13 protein-coding genes are annotated in these 15,014 nt (G+C 27.7%); 10 read left to right on the forward strand and 3 right to left on the reverse strand.

From position 1 onward, the window contains the following. Positions 1-24 precede the first annotated feature (24 nt). Together KGF45_RS00075 and KGF45_RS00080 are read left to right on the forward strand one after the other, a co-directional pair. Positions 25-720: a DinB family protein gene (locus KGF45_RS00075; protein ID WP_227841214.1), complete on the forward strand. Its 696-nt coding sequence runs from the start codon at positions 25-27 to the stop codon at positions 718-720. Between the two features lie 154 nt (positions 721-874). After that, a complete protein-coding gene (locus KGF45_RS00080; RefSeq protein WP_227829547.1) occupies positions 875-1,639 on the forward strand; it encodes an alpha/beta fold hydrolase in 765 nt (254 codons plus the stop codon). A gap of 130 nt (positions 1,640-1,769) precedes the next feature. Here KGF45_RS00080 and KGF45_RS00085 read toward each other — a convergent pair whose 3' ends face one another. Then, positions 1,770-2,627 carry a LysR family transcriptional regulator gene (locus tag KGF45_RS00085; protein WP_227841215.1) on the reverse strand — a complete coding sequence of 286 codons (858 nt, stop codon included), beginning with the start codon at positions 2,625-2,627 and terminating at the stop codon, positions 1,770-1,772. Between the two features lie 113 nt (positions 2,628-2,740). Here KGF45_RS00085 and KGF45_RS00090 point away from each other — a divergent pair, with 113 nt between their 5' ends. Together KGF45_RS00090 and KGF45_RS00095 are read left to right on the forward strand one after the other, a co-directional pair. Continuing rightward, on the forward strand, positions 2,741-3,313 hold the full coding sequence (locus KGF45_RS00090; RefSeq protein WP_227829545.1) for a chromate transporter: 573 nt from the start codon (positions 2,741-2,743) through the stop codon (positions 3,311-3,313). Then, on the forward strand, positions 3,310-3,870 hold the full coding sequence (locus tag KGF45_RS00095; protein ID WP_227829544.1) for a chromate transporter: 561 nt from the start codon (positions 3,310-3,312) through the stop codon (positions 3,868-3,870). The genes KGF45_RS00090 and KGF45_RS00095 overlap by 4 nt, the downstream gene beginning before the upstream one ends. 143 nt (positions 3,871-4,013) lie before the next feature. Here the strand turns inward: KGF45_RS00095 and KGF45_RS00100 are convergent, their stop codons facing one another. Beyond that, positions 4,014-7,202, reverse strand: a complete 3,189-nt coding sequence (locus tag KGF45_RS00100; protein ID WP_227841565.1) for a DEAD/DEAH box helicase — start codon at positions 7,200-7,202, stop codon at positions 4,014-4,016. 281 nt (positions 7,203-7,483) lie between these two features. Between KGF45_RS00100 and KGF45_RS00105 the strand changes: the two genes are divergently transcribed. Next, on the forward strand, positions 7,484-9,658 hold the full coding sequence (locus KGF45_RS00105; RefSeq protein ID WP_227841566.1) for a molybdopterin-dependent oxidoreductase: 2,175 nt from the start codon (positions 7,484-7,486) through the stop codon (positions 9,656-9,658). 13 nt (positions 9,659-9,671) lie between these two features. After that, positions 9,672-10,100 (forward strand): 4Fe-4S dicluster domain-containing protein, encoded by a 429-nt coding sequence (locus KGF45_RS00110; protein ID WP_227829542.1) that lies wholly within the window; start codon positions 9,672-9,674, stop codon positions 10,098-10,100. Positions 10,101-10,276: 176 nt separating this feature from the next. On the opposite strand, the gene KGF45_RS00115 is transcribed toward KGF45_RS00110, so the two are convergent. Continuing rightward, the gene (locus KGF45_RS00115) at positions 10,277-11,029 is read right to left on the reverse strand and encodes an AAA family ATPase (protein ID WP_227829541.1); all 753 of its coding nucleotides are present in this window, start codon (positions 11,027-11,029) and stop codon (positions 10,277-10,279) included. Positions 11,030-11,226: 197 nt separating this feature from the next. Between KGF45_RS00115 and KGF45_RS00120 the strand changes: the two genes are divergently transcribed. The 4 genes from KGF45_RS00120 (at position 11,227) to KGF45_RS00135 (ending at position 14,943) form a co-directional block, all read left to right on the forward strand. Continuing rightward, positions 11,227-11,889, forward strand: coding sequence for an amino acid ABC transporter permease (locus tag KGF45_RS00120; RefSeq protein ID WP_227829540.1), 663 nt, complete (start codon positions 11,227-11,229; stop codon positions 11,887-11,889). A 59-nt stretch (positions 11,890-11,948) separates the two neighbouring features. Beyond that, the gene (locus KGF45_RS00125) at positions 11,949-12,746 is read left to right on the forward strand and encodes an amino acid ABC transporter substrate-binding protein (protein ID WP_227829539.1); all 798 of its coding nucleotides are present in this window, start codon (positions 11,949-11,951) and stop codon (positions 12,744-12,746) included. 139 nt (positions 12,747-12,885) lie between these two features. Further along, positions 12,886-14,061, forward strand: a complete 1,176-nt coding sequence (locus KGF45_RS00130; protein ID WP_227829538.1) for a M20 family metallopeptidase — start codon at positions 12,886-12,888, stop codon at positions 14,059-14,061. Between the two features lie 132 nt (positions 14,062-14,193). Further along, entirely contained in the window at positions 14,194-14,943 is a 750-nt protein-coding gene (locus tag KGF45_RS00135) for an amino acid ABC transporter ATP-binding protein (protein ID WP_227841567.1), read from the forward strand. Positions 14,944-15,014: the final 71 nt, after the last annotated feature.

Here is a 15,014-nt window from a genome sequence, read left to right on the forward strand (position 1 = left end):
AGAATTTGATTAAGAGGTATTATTATGAAATATTTTGGAAATGGGTTAAGTGAAGTACACAAAGAATTAAATAAAATCATACGTAAAGAAGAAAAAATAGAACAGGCGAAAGCACTATTTTTGGAAATTCATTCAAAATTACATCTCTCAGAAATATCAAATACAGAAAAAAATGAAGTGGACAAGCTTATTTATGACTTAAACAGAAATGAATATGCTATTATGCCAACAAGTAAGGACGAAACTATTGCGTGGGTTTTGTGGCATATTGCAAGGATTGAAGATTTAACAGTAAATGTACTGGTTGCCCAAAAAGAACAAATTTTTAATGAACAATGGAAAGAGAGATTGAATGTTTTCATTACAGATACAGGAAATACTCTCTCTGATAATGAAATTATGAATTTAAGTAAAAGTATCAATATTGATGAATTGCTTTGCTATCGAAATGAAGTTGCAAAAAACACAAGAGAGGTTGTTAAGAAGTTGAAATCTGAAGATATGAAGCGAAAGGTTTCTCCAATTGATTTAGAAAGGATTTTGGTAACTGGTGGAGTAACAAAGCATGGAGATTCTATTTGGTTGCTGGACTTTTGGGGGAATAAAGATATTGCTGGCATTTTGCTTATGCCTCCTACTCGACATGTTATACTTCACTTGAATGATTGTTGCAAATGGAAAGAACATTTTCGTACAAAAAAGAAACTTTACAGAAGTTAAATTACAATAAATTAAGTAAATAACAAATCAACTAAAGGTATTATTGATTTTAGCTATACTCTAAGCTATACTATTTTTAAGTGTTTATGACAATAGTTATTTTAAATGTAAGTTGTAAATATATATTTATAGAAATATTAAAGGGGGGAAATATATGGCATATTTTAACTATAATAACAAACAGTGCTACTATAATGAAGTTGGAGATGGTACGCCATTACTTTTTTTACATGGAAATACAGCTTCTTCTAAGATGTTTGAGAATATAATAGATTTTTATAAAGATGAATATAAAGTAATATTAATTGATTTTGTGGGTCATGGCAAATCTCAAATGGTTGATAAGTTTTCTGTCGATTTATGGTTTGATGAAGCTATGCAAGTTATATGTTTTTTAGAAAAGATGAACTATAAAAAAGTAAATATAATTGGTAGTAGTGGAGGAGCTCTTGTTGCATTAAATGTTGCACTTGAAAGACCTGATTTAGTGAATAAGGTAATTGCAGATAGTTTTGAAGGAGAGGTTCCTCTAGAGTCATTTGTGCAAAATGTAAAATTAGAGCGTGAAGCATCAAAGCAAGATGATGATGCAAAAGCTTTTTATATTTACAATCAAGGCGAAAATTGGGAGCAAGTAGTAGATAATGATACAGAAGCTATTTTTGAACATTATAAAACTATAGGTAAATTTTTTCATAAGCCCCTAGAAACTATGCAACCAGATGTGCTTTTAACAGGAAGTAAAGAAGATGAATTTGTATCTTTAGTGTCTTTTGATTTTTATGAAAATACATTTTCTTCACTTCTTAAAAAGATTAAAAATGGGAAAATACATGTGTTTAATAAAGGTGGACATCCTGCAATTTTATCAAATGGTCTTGATTTCTCAAAAATAGCTAAAGAATTTTTAAAGAAGTAATTTAAAAATCTTTGTACATAAGAATGTGTAACAAACATTGGAAAAGAGACTTATAAAAAGTAATAAATATTGCCTATAAAAAGGATACTTGATTATTTCATAGAGAATTTATCAAGTATCCTTTTAAATGCTAAATCAATTGACATAGCTTTTCTAATGAGGCAGATTTATACTTATTTTTATTTATTACTACAGTAATATCATTAAAAAGTTTAAAATCAGGAATGAATATCTGCATAAGGTTTCCTTTTTCTATTTCTTGCTCAACTAGAATTTTAGGAAGAATTGAAACACCTAAACTATTTTTAGTAGCTTCTATTAGGGATTGTGAATCTACACTTTCCCAGCTTGCATGTACTTTGTAACCTTGCAAGGTTGCAGCTGATTCAAAAGTTTCGCGTACAGCACTTCCTCTTTCTCGTAATAGTAAATCCATACCCAATAGTTGAGATAAACTTAATTCGGCAGTACTACAATAACTTGGTGAAGATACAATGCATAATTCATAAGAAGAAAATTTCCTTATTTCTAATGAGCCTTGTATGATTTTCCCTTCAATAAAAGCTATATCAACCTTTCCTTGTTTCAATAATTTTAATGCTTTTAATGCACTATGGACTTCAACGTTAATCTTAGTATTTGGAGATATTTCTTGAAATTTCCTTATTAACTGAGGAAGCCATATTTGAGCAAACGTAATACAAGAAGCAATATGTATGGGAGTTTCATACTCTAAGTTTTTAATCCTTGATTCAACATTTTCTAGATTTTCAAGTATTGGTAAAATTTCTTGTAAAAGAAGTTCTCCAGTTTTTGTTAATTTAACACTTTTATGTAATCGCTCAAATAATTTGGTTTCAGCTTCATTTTCAAGTTCCCTTATTGCATGAGAAACTGCTGATTGTGTAATAAATAAATTATTTGCAGCTTTAGTAAAATTTTCTACTTTTGCGACTTCTCTAAAAATAATACAATGTTTAAAATTCATAATCAGACTCCTTTACTCATGAATTAAATTCATGTCTGCAACAATATTTTATCATTTTACAAATAGCAGTACAACATTTATAATATGTCCATGTGCACATAGAAAGGAATATTATGAGAAAAAATATTAAATTGTATTTATGGCTTTGCTATATAAATTTATTTATAAGTGCCTTTACTTTTGGTGGAGGATATGTTGTTGTTCCCATGATAAAAAAGTACTATGTTATGGATAAAAAAATATTTAGTGAATCAGAGCTTATGGAAATGGCTACGATTGCTCAATCTTCACCTGGAGCAATTGCAATTAACTTAAGCATTTTAGCAGGTAAAAGAACAGCTGGATTTATAGGAGTAATTATCAGTTGTATTTGTTCAATTATACCTCCTATAGTAATTTTAGGTCTTGTTTCAAGGTGGTATGTTGCGTTTTCTTCAAATATTTATATAATTGCAATCTTAAAAGGTATGCAAGCATGTGTTGCTGCATTGATTGTAGATTTGACTATAGATATGTATAAAATGATTCTTAATGAGAAATCAATGCTATTAAATCTATTAGTACCATTTTCATTTATTGCTTGTACTTTCCTTAAAATTAATGTAATACTCGTATTACTTTTAAGTTGTTTGATTTCTTTGTTTGCTATATATATTCAACTTCGAAAAAAGGAGGGGAGTATATGATTATAAATTTATTCTTTACATTTTTGAAAATAGGAATGTTTAGTATAGGTGGTGGTTATGCTATTATTCCACTTATACAGGAACAGGTAGTTTTTAAGCAAGGATGGATAACAGAAAAGGTCTTTACTGATATTATTACAATTTCTCAAATGACTCCTGGACCATTAGCGGTTAATACTTCTACCTTTGTTGGTATGCAAGTGGCAGGAATTGAGGGTGCTATATCAGCAACAGTTGGATGTATAATATCAGGAATAATTATTTCTATATTTTTATATGAATTTTTTAAGAAATATAGGAATTCGAAATTTGTTTTTGAAATTTTAAATGGACTAAAAGCATCATCTTTAGGATTAATCATCTCAGCAGGATTTACAATTATATTGTTGACATTTTTTGGTTCTTCAAATTATTATACTACCAATATTTTCAAAAATATAGATATTGTAGCTGTTATTTTATTTTGTTGTTCACTGTATTGTTTACGAAAATATAAGATTGGACCTATACTTATGATGGTATTATCTGGATTGTTTGGATTAATTGTATATTTGTAAAGAAGGTCAATATATAGGTAAAGAAAGGTTTACATATAATGTGAAAAGTTTAAGATATTATGGAGTCTCCTATATTTTAGGAAACTCCTGTTTATCAATTATAAATAACATAGTAGTATTTTTATTTGCCATATATCTCACTTTCAATTAAACAAGTCCATTATCTCATTATCAGATAAATTTCTTAATACACCTTCATTAGAAAGTTCTCCATTTATAAATTGATTTATAAGCTCTTTTTTACTTTCTTGTAATTTTATTATCTTTTCTTCTATGGTGCCTTTAGCAATTAACTTTATAACTTGTACTACATTTTTTTGACCAAATCTATGAGCTCTGTCACTAGCTTGATTTTCTACTGATGGATTCCACCATGGGTCAAAGTGGATTACAATATCAGCAGTTGTAAGATTTAATCCTGTCCCACCTGCCTTTAAAGATATTAAAAAAACTTTTTTGTCAGTACTCTTATTAAATTCATCTACAAGTTCAAGCCTTTCTTTAGCACTAGTTTTACCATCTATATAGTGATATGCAATTTTACACTTATCAAGTTCCTTGCCTATGTTTTTAAGGACAGATGTAAATTGCGAAAATAATAATATCTTGTGATTTTCATTTATACTATCTCTAAGTATTTCTAGACACGTTTCTATTTTTGAACTTTTTTTATTATAATCTTTTACCACTATACTTGGGTCCAAACAAAGTTGTCTTAGTTTAGTTAAATAAGAGAAAATAACTATTTTATCTTTCTTAAGATTCTTATCTTTCATTTTATCTTGTATATCTTTTGCATATACACTATATATTTTTTTCTGCTCCTTATTTAATTCAACAAAAAAGTTTTTCTCAATCTTATCTGGCAGTTCTTTCATTACTTCTTTTTTACTTCTTCTAAGAATAAAAGGTTTTATAAGTCTTTTTAAATTTTCAACATTATCTTCTTTATTTATAAATAACTCTTGAAATTTTCCTCTACTATATAAATATCCAGGCATTATAAAATCAAATATAGACCATAACTCTAATAAATTGTTTTCCATAGGTGTACCAGTAAGTGCAAACTTATTTTTGGCATTTATATTTTTTACAGCTTCTGTTACTAAAGCCACTGGATTTTTAATGTTTTGAGCCTCATCTATTACACAATAATCAAAAATTATTTCACTATATCTTTCTAAGTCATTTCTGAGAGTACCATATGTTGTAAGGACTACATTAAAATTGTTTATTTCTCTAAAACACTTTTCTCTATCTTTTTTATTTCCATGTATCAATAGAACTTTTATATCTGGAGCAAATTTTTCAAATTCATTTTTCCAATTATAAATAAGTGATGTTGGCGTAACAATAATACTTTTTTTATTGGATACAGATAATAAAAATGTAATAGTTTGTATTGTTTTTCCAAGTCCCATTTCATCAGCTAATATACCACCAAATTTATAAAAATCTAAAACTTTAAACCAATTAAAACCATTTATTTGGTAGTCACGTAGATTTGCTTTTAAATTACTTGGAATTTCTGGACTTATAACATTAAAATTTCTAAATTTTTCACATGTATTCTCTAATTCTTTTTCACCATTTATAAATTTTAAGTTTTTACCTTTTATCATTTCATTTATATACAGAGCTTTATTATTATGAATTTTATTATCTTTTGATTTATCAATTACATCCAAATTTTCAACCAGTTCAAAAAAGTCTTTAGTTTCTTTTTCTGATAAGTCTATAAAACTTCCATCTTTTAGTTTATAAAAAGTACGTTTTTCTTGGAGAGCTTTTAGAATATCTTTGTACTCTTTTGGATTTATATCAGATATATTAAAATTAAATTCTAGATAATTTTGATTAGTTTGATTAATTGAAGCTTGAATTGATGAAGAATTATATATTTTCTTCAATTTAAACTTCTCAGAATAATAGATATCTCCAAATTCCTTTAAAGGTTCTAACTGTAAATCTAAAAATGTAAATAGGTCATAGTCAGTTCCTTTAAATGTATATCTGTTATTTTCTTTTACAAATTGTGAAGAAAGCATTTTATTTTCAATTTTAGCCTCTTTTTGTATGTTGGGAAGTATAAATTTTTTACCATCTTCATCATCATAGATATACTTTATGTCGCAACATACATTGCCATCAATTATATCAAAGTAAAACTCTGTTTCAAAATTGTTTGCGATATTATTTTTTATGTTTTCATCCAAATAAACTTCTTTGGATATTGACTTTAATTTAGGAACTAATAGACCTAAAACATCTTTAGAGTCTTCTTTATCAAATTTTAATTCCTTAGATTTTGATAATACTTGATAGATTTTTGAATAATCGTTAGCCTTTTTATGAGACAATAAGTAGATATTATTGTCATATAAAAGTACATCATTCTTTCTAGTAAGTGGAACAGGTAGTAAGTCTTTGGAAGATAAGACAATTTTATCCTCTATATTTTTAAAATTAAATTTTATTGGCAAAATATCGCTTAATACTTTTGGATGATATTCTTCTTTAGAAAAAATAAGAGTAAAATCCTTGTATTTAAGAGCATTCAAAAATTGTTTCAGAGAACTCATATTTATTTCCATGAACTTTTTTGAATATGACGAAGAAAAATTATATGAAAGATTTGTTCCATATTCTTCTATCATATCTATCAACTGCTCATCCTCATCAGCAAAATAATGGATATTAGGATTATAAATAAATTTTTTTCCAAATTCCAATTCATATCCATTAAGTTTTGAATATGCAAATTCAGTAATATTTTTTAAAACATACATTTTATTGATTCCAATTTTAAACTCAGCAATTGCTTTATTTGAATCAATGCTTAATAATACATCTAAATTGACTCTTTCTTTTTTAGTATCATTAAAAAAAGAAAGTAGTTGTTTACTTAAATCCAAGCTGACTTTAGAATCAGTCTTAGAAAGTTTATCTTTATCCTCATCTAATATGTCTATTAGAACAGGAGGAATGTCATTTTTACTTTTTATTTGCTTTAGGCTTTTTATCACGATAGCAACTAAATGTTTACATATAAAGATGCTTCGATTTGTAATATTTGATTGACAATCAACACAGCTACAGTCACTTTCAATTATTTTAAAGTGTTTTATATCTATTGTTATTAAATTAAAATAAAAGCTATAATTATCCTCAGAATTGACTCCACCACGAAATGTTAGCAAGTTATTTTGTAAGTCATCAATATCAATGTCTATATAATCAACTAATTGATTATTATAGTATTTTATACCTCTTGACCACCTTGATGGTTCTGTATTTCTTTTGATTAATTTATATATCATATCTATTTTCATCTTATTCACCTTACCTCACTGTATATATTATAATCTAAATCTATTCAATTTACACTCTAAATACAGTGTTTAAATTAAAGCATATATAAATAGTTTTTATCTATTGCAAAATATATATAAATAACAATTTACTATTAGATTTTTATTGTAATATCCTGTAAACTAGGAGTGAAAAATAATGATTTAAGTAGTTTATTAACGTATATAAAATTTAATTATTAAAAGTATATTTTAAATTTATAATATATAAAATTAAAAATGTGATATATAAAATTAAAAGAATGTATAATAATTATAGTGCTTTATATTTATCATTGGGAAAGGAAAATATTGATATGGATAGTTATAAATTGATTAAGGCTAAGATACCATGCAAAGAAACAGGAATAGAAATAAAGAGGACTTTATGTGATATTTGTTCTCCAGGAATTCATTGTGGAATTGATGCATATGTCAAAGATGGTAAAGTAATAAAAATAGAAGGTACAAAAGAGCATCCAATGAACAGAGGGTTGTTGTGTACAAAGGGTCTTTGTAATAGAGAATATATGTATAGAGAAGATAGAATAAAAACACCACTGAAGAGGATTGGAAAAAGAGGTGAAGGAAAGTTTAAGCCAATATCATGGGAAGAAGCTTATAGTGAAATAGGGGAAAAATTAAATAAAATAAAAGTCGAATATGGAGCAAAACATGTAGCATTTTTTACGGGGTATGGAAAGTGGTATAGACCGTTTTTACAAAGGTTTGCATCTTCATTTGGTTCTCCTAATTATGGTACAGAATCAAGCTCATGTTCAACATCAGCACAAATGGCTGGAAATGTTGCAACTGGAAGAAATTTTACAATGCAGGATATGGAAAATGCAAAGACTTATTTAGGTTGGGGATTTAATCCATACTACTCTAAATTTTTAAATAGTGTAAATCTAAGTAAACTAAAGGAAAAAGGTTTAAAATTTATAATTGTAGACCCTAGGATAACACCAACAACTCAAAAAATAGCAGATTTGCATTTGAGAGTTAAGCCTGGTACTGATGGAGCTTTAGCCCTTGGAATGGCTAATTTATTTATAGAAAAAGATTTGATAGATAAAGAATACATAGAAAAACATGTACATGGATTTGATGAATACAAGGAATACGTAAAATTATTTGATTTAGATACTGTCAGCAAAGTTACAGGAGTTTCTAAAGGTGATATAGTAAAAGCTGTAGAGATGTTATCGCAAGGTCCATTCTGTATAAATGAAAGTGCTGCTCCAGTAGTTCATCACCAAAATGGATTTCAAAATTATAGGGCAATGATGTCTCTATCTGCTATAACAGGTAATTATGATAAAATTGGAGGTAACATACCAAAACAAGATTATTTTGCTGGTAAAGTAGGAGGATTTCAAACATTAGAAAAAGAGTTTGTAAAAGAAGCTCTACCTAAAAATATAAATGAAAGAATTGGTGGGGAAAGATTTCCTCTTTGGAATGAAATGGTAACTCAATTTCAAGCTATGGATTTAACTCGACAAATAGAAGAAAAGACACCTTATGAAATAAAAGCATTGTTTTGTCATGGTATAAATGCTAGAATGTTTCCTAATTCAGGTAGGCTTTTTAACACACTAAACACTGTAGATTTCTTTGTCAATATAGATTTATTTATGACAGATGCATCAAAATATGCAGATATACTTTTACCTGCATGCACATCTTTTGAAAGAGAAGAATGCAAGAGTTATCCAGGTGGGTATATTACATATACGAAAAAAGTAATTGATACATTATATGATTCAAAATCAGATGTAGAAATACTTTCTGACTTAGCAAATGTTATGGGAATAGAGGATGATTTGTTAAAAGCAGGCTATGAAGCAAGTATAAGATACATGTTTAAAGGAACTTGTGTAGATGTAGATGAGCTTAAAGAAAGTGATTTGCCATTGAAATGTAAAGATTTTAAACCATATGAAGTAGGTTCATATACAAGAGAAGGATATGACACTAGTACATCTAAGTTTGAATTAAAATCTACAATTATTGAGAAATATAAAGATTTTGGATTAGACGCATTACCAACATACAAAGAATTTAATGATGATATAGATGAGTATACTTACCTATTAACATCAGGGGCAAGAATTCCAAATGCATTACACTCAAGACTTCATGATGTTAAGCTTTCAAGAATATTAAAAAATGAGGCTAGTTGTGACATTTCTAGTTTAGATGCAAAAGACTTAGGTATTAATAATGGAGATTATGTAAAAATAACTACTAAAATAGGAAGTTTGAATGTAAAGGTCAATGTTACTGATAGAGTTTTATATAAAAACATACATATGTATCATGGATATAGAGAAGCTGATGTAAATAGTATCATCTGTGATAATTTTGACCCTTATAGTGGATTCCCTGCATATAGAAGTTGTAAGTGTAAGATTGAAAAAGTGAATAAATAATTGGAGGGATATAATGAAAAGTTTATTTGAATTTAATAAAGAGTTATGTACAGCATGTGGGGCTTGTTTACTTGCTTGTATAGACCAAAATGATAATGACATAGATAAGGGTGAACTTTTTAGACATGTATTTACAGTGGAAGAAAAAGAAAAGGTAGAATATTTCTCATTATCATGTGTTCATTGTGATGAAGCAAAATGTGTAGATGTATGTCCTAAAGATTGTTTTAAAAAAGAACATAAATTTGTCATATTAGATAATCAAGATTGTATCGGATGTAAACTTTGTGAAAAAGCTTGTGAATATGGAGCTTTGATTTATGGAAATGATGGTAAGGCAAACAAGTGTAATGGTTGTGTTGAACGAAATGAGTGTGGTATGGATGCACCTTGTGTAATGGTATGTCCTACAGGAGCATTAAAGTTTAATATGGAAGTGTAGATTAAGTATAAATTATAATTTATACTAAGATGTAAAATGAACTTTGTAAAAGACTACATTAAATTTGTATTATAACGAGTTTAATGTAGTCTTTTTTATGTATATACTTATAAAATAAAAAATTGAGATAGTTAGAAGTTTAAATTTTTATTTCAAAAAGTTTGTCTTATAAATTACTAATCAATTAATATGTTTAAGAATTTTTCTTTATGATTTAAAAAATCTTGAGTAAGTTGATAATTTTCGCTGTCTTCGCATTTAACTTTATTAATGCCATTCTCATTTACTTCATAGATGATTGAATTAGGATAACAAATTAATATGGGTGAGTGTGTTGCTATGATGAATTGGCAATTTTGGGTTACTAATTCGTGTAATCTTGTTATAAAAGCCATCTGTCTAGCAGGTGAAAGTGCTGCCTCTGGTTCATCTAATATATATATTCCTTCTTTAGAAAATTTATGAATAAATAATGAGAAGAAGGATTCACCATGAGATTGTTCATGCAATGATACTCCTCCATAATAGTTTATAGTTTTTACTCCTGACGAAAACATAGAAGCTTTATCTATTGCAGTAGCTACATTATAAAAAGATTCAGCTCTCAAGAAAAAATTTTGCTTAGGTTTTTTAGGTCCTTTTGTGATTGTTATATATTTATGAAGTTCAGAGTGGCTATTATAAGTACTAAAGCCAAAGTTTTTTGTCCCACCTTCAGGGTTGAATCCATATTCAATAGCTATTGCTTCTAATAATGTTGATTTTCCACTTCCATTTTCACCAATTATAAAAGTTACGTTTTTATGAAACTCAAGTTGATATAAGTTTTTTACTATTGGTAGATTAAATGGATATTCATTTATACTATGTATACCTTTTCTGTTTAGTTTAACTGACCTAATATATTGATTTATTTTTTCAGCATTCAAATTTAAAACTCCCTTTTATTGATTTTAATATACTTATTATAACTTAAAATTAGTGACTAAATTTGATATTAAAAATGGCTATATAAGTGGGTAAGGAAATAGTTTTTTTCTATTGGAAAAATAAAGAAAATTCTATTATAATTGAACATGTGACAAAAGTTTGCAAAAAACAACATTAAGTGAGGGGGACTTATTTTATGATTTTTAGCATGAAATATTTTTTGGAATTATTTCCAATAATAATGAAATCATTCAATGTAACTGTGATTTTAGCAATAAGTTCACTGGTATTTTCATTAATTATAGGAACGATAGTAGCGTTATCATCTTATTATAAAGTCAAAGTATTAAATCAAATATGCAAAGTATATGTATCAATATTTAGAGGTACACCTCTTATGCCACAGTTGTTCTTTTTATATTTTGGTTTGGCCTATATGAGTGATTTTGTAAAAAATATGGATCCAGTATTTGCAACATCTATAGTACTTAGTTTGAATATGGGAGCTTATATGTCAGAAACGATAAGAGCATCTATACTTTCAATTGATAAGGGGCAGATAGAAGCAGCATATGCAATGGGATTAACAAATTTACAAACAATGAAAAGAATTGTTGTACCACAGGCAATAAGAGTTGCATTGCCATCATTATTCAATAATTTTATAGATTTAATTAAAGGTTCTTCTGTAGCTTTTGTTGTTGGAGTAAATGATATAATGGGTGTTGCCAAATCACAAGGAGCATTAAGTTTTAAGTTCTTTGAGGTATATGGAGCAGTTATGGTAATTTATTGGTGTATAATAACTCCTTTAAGTTGGGGGCAAAAAAAATTAGAAAAGAAAATCAGCAATTATTAGGTCATAAAAAAATACATAGAAAAGTATTTTATATAAAAAATAATGTGAGGAGAAGAGACATGATAAAAAGAAATATTATAAAATGTTTGGTAGCAGTTTTGTCATTAACAGTTTTAGTCACTGGTTGTACAAAAAAGGAAGAAGCAAAGGATGAAAAAATTATAACTGTAGCTTCATCTAACTCAGCAGACCCATATTCTTATGTTGATAGTGGAGAACATAAAGGGTTTGAAGTTGACATGTGGAAAGAAATAGGTAAAAGAAGTGGATATAAAATAAAAATGGAACCAACAGGTTTTAGTTCTATATTCGGAATGTTAGATTCAGGTAAAGTTGATGTAGCAGCCAACTTTTTTGGAATGTCTAAAGAGAGATTAGAAAAATATGATGCTTCTGTTCCTTATGGCTCTGATTCTGTATGTATAGCTGTAAAAGATGGAAACAATGAAATAAACAAGCTTGAAGATTTAAAAGGAAAAGTAGTAGCAGTATCAGAAGGTTCTCAAGGTCAACAAGTTGCAGCAACTGTTAATAAAGATAATTTATTTGAAGAAAAGGTTTATGGTGATGGAACTAATGGTCTTCAAGATTTAGATTTAGGAAGAGTTAGTGCATGGATTGATGCAGAACTTACTGTTGTAGGAGATTCTAAAAAAGCTAATATGAAAGTAAGAGTGTTAGACGAAAAATTATCAGTTACTAATATAGCTTATTTCTTTAAGAAAAATGATGAAAAATCAAAAGTTATAAAAGAAGATGTAAACAAGGCAATTGAAGAAATGCTTGCAGATGGAACAGTAAAAAAAATATCTGAGAAATGGTTTGGAATGGATGTAAGTGCTGATATACAAAAATAAATATTTTAAAGATAAAATATAAAATTGTGATAACTATAGATAAAATTATGAAAATGTAAATTTATCTATAGTTATCTGTGTATTATAATGTATTTAGATTAGCCCTTATAAATTAAAATAAGTTATGGAGGTCTTATAAATGATTGAAGATAAAATAAAATCTATTGCACTAAAAAATAATGAAAAGGTTATAAAAATAAGACGACAAATACATAGCAATCCAGAATTAGCATTTAAAGAATTTGAAACATCAAAACTTATAAAAAAAGAACTAGATAAGCTTAATATTGAATACATAGATGTTGCAGGTACAGGAGTATTAGCAACTATAAAAGGAAACAATAATGGCAAAAAAACAATGCTACTTAGAGCTGATATGGATGGGCTTCCAATAAAAGAAGAAAATGATTTAGAATTTAAATCTACAAATGATAATATGCATGCTTGTGGGCATGATGCACATGTTTCATGGTTACTAGGGGTAGCAATGATTTTAAATGACATAAAAGAAGAACTGCATGGAAATTTAAAATTACTATTTCAACCAGGTGAAGAAAAAGGTGGTTCTGATATTGTAATCAAGGAAAATGTACTTGAAGGTGTGGACGTATTAGCAACAGGCCATTGTTGGCCAACTATTGAATCAGGGAAAATTGGAATTGCTAGAAATTGTGCTATGGCAGCAACGAATACTTTTGAAATAACAATAATTGGTAAAGGTGGTCATGGAGCAGAACCTCACAATTGTATAGACCCAATTGCGGTTGGAAATGCAGTATATACATCCATCCAGCAGATAGTTTCAAGAAAAATTGACCCAGTTGTACCAGTAGTGGTGTCTATTTGTTCTTTTAATTCTGGTATCTCTAAAAATATAATACCAGATATATGTATACTTCAAGGAACTATTAGAGCTGTAAGTCAGGAAAAAGTACTTGAAATAAGTGAAGTACTAGAGCATATGGTAAGAAATATATGTAAAGCTCATGGAGCAGATTGCAAGTTTGAAAAGAGTGCAGGAGGAGATGCTGTCGTAAATGATAAAAATATGATAGAACTAGGAAGAAAAAGTGCTTTAAAAATACTTGGAGATGAAAATATTGAAATGATTGATTTCCCAGCAATGACAGGTGAAGATTTTGCTATTTATATGAAGGAAAGACCTGGTTTATTTATGTATATAGGGGTAGGTAATAAAGAAAAAAATATAAATTACAGACTTCATAATAACAAGTTTAATATAGATGAAAAATGTCTAAGTACAGCATCTTCATTATTTGCACAACTTGCAGTAGATTATCTTTGTCAATTTTAGGCTATAGTTATAAGAATATATTTTATTTAAAAATAAAATGACTAAGTTATTTTTAGATTTGAAATTAACATATTAATTTTAGTTTCAAGTATGTAATTAGTCTATTATATTTATTAAAAAGGGTGGATAATAATGATAAAAGTAGAGAATTTGCATAAAAGTTTTAAAGGTACAGAAGTTCTTAAAGGTATAAATTTAGAAATAAATCAAAGTGAAGTAGTAGCCATACTTGGTCCATCTGGAACAGGTAAATCTACGTTACTTAGATGTTTAAATTATTTAGTTGAGCCTACAAAAGGAAAAATAATGATTGGAGATGTAAAAGTAGATGTAGAAAAAGCAACAAAAAAGGATATAGCAAATTTAAGAAAACATACATCTATGGTATTCCAAAACTATAACCTATTTAAAAATAAAACAGCATTAGAAAATGTAATGGAAGCATTGATAGTAGTACATAAAAAGAGTAAACAAGAAGCTAGAGAAATTTCTCTAGAATTAATAGAAAAAGTTGGGATGTTGGATAGAAAAGATTTTTATCCATCAAAGTTATCTGGTGGTCAGCAACAAAGAATAGGTATAGCTAGAGCAATGGCAGTAAATCCAAATGTAATATTATTTGATGAACCAACATCTGCACTTGACCCAGAACTTGTTGGAGAAGTTTTAAGTGTTATAAAATCGCTTGCAAAAGAGGGAATAACAATGCTTATTGTGACTCACGAAATAAATTTTGCAAAAGAAGTTGCTGATAAAATTATATTTATGGATAATGGGGTGATAGCTGAAGAAGGAACTCCTGATGAAATATTTAATAATCCCAAAAATGAAAGAACAGCAAAATTTTTAAATATTATTAGGAAAGAAGAAGTATTTAATTAAAAACATATAATTGAAGTATGTCTTAAAATATATGAGATACTTTCATAAAAGTAAGCTAATTAACATACAAA

This window comes from Clostridioides sp. ZZV14-6154, assembly GCF_020657785.1.
Lineage (GTDB): Bacteria > Bacillota > Clostridia > Peptostreptococcales > Peptostreptococcaceae > Clostridioides.

What these genes read in the sequence shown, in the direction of transcription:
- KGF45_RS00075 (WP_227841214.1), top strand. Translation starts at nt 25, where the DNA reads ATGAAATATTTTGGAAATGGGTTAAGTGAAGTACACAAAGAATTAAAT.
- KGF45_RS00080 (WP_227829547.1), top strand. Translation starts at nt 875, where the DNA reads ATGGCATATTTTAACTATAATAACAAACAGTGCTACTATAATGAAGTT.
- KGF45_RS00085 (WP_227841215.1), bottom strand. Translation starts at nt 2,627, where the DNA reads ATGAATTTTAAACATTGTATTATTTTTAGAGAAGTCGCAAAAGTAGAA.
- KGF45_RS00090 (WP_227829545.1), top strand. Translation starts at nt 2,741, where the DNA reads ATGAGAAAAAATATTAAATTGTATTTATGGCTTTGCTATATAAATTTA.
- KGF45_RS00095 (WP_227829544.1), top strand. Translation starts at nt 3,310, where the DNA reads ATGATTATAAATTTATTCTTTACATTTTTGAAAATAGGAATGTTTAGT.
- KGF45_RS00100 (WP_227841565.1), bottom strand. Translation starts at nt 7,202, where the DNA reads ATGAAAATAGATATGATATATAAATTAATCAAAAGAAATACAGAACCA.
- KGF45_RS00105 (WP_227841566.1), top strand. Translation starts at nt 7,484, where the DNA reads ATGTATAATAATTATAGTGCTTTATATTTATCATTGGGAAAGGAAAAT.
- KGF45_RS00110 (WP_227829542.1), top strand. Translation starts at nt 9,672, where the DNA reads ATGAAAAGTTTATTTGAATTTAATAAAGAGTTATGTACAGCATGTGGG.
- KGF45_RS00120 (WP_227829540.1), top strand. Translation starts at nt 11,227, where the DNA reads ATGATTTTTAGCATGAAATATTTTTTGGAATTATTTCCAATAATAATG.
- KGF45_RS00125 (WP_227829539.1), top strand. Translation starts at nt 11,949, where the DNA reads ATGATAAAAAGAAATATTATAAAATGTTTGGTAGCAGTTTTGTCATTA.
- KGF45_RS00130 (WP_227829538.1), top strand. Translation starts at nt 12,886, where the DNA reads ATGATTGAAGATAAAATAAAATCTATTGCACTAAAAAATAATGAAAAG.
- KGF45_RS00135 (WP_227841567.1), top strand. Translation starts at nt 14,194, where the DNA reads ATGATAAAAGTAGAGAATTTGCATAAAAGTTTTAAAGGTACAGAAGTT.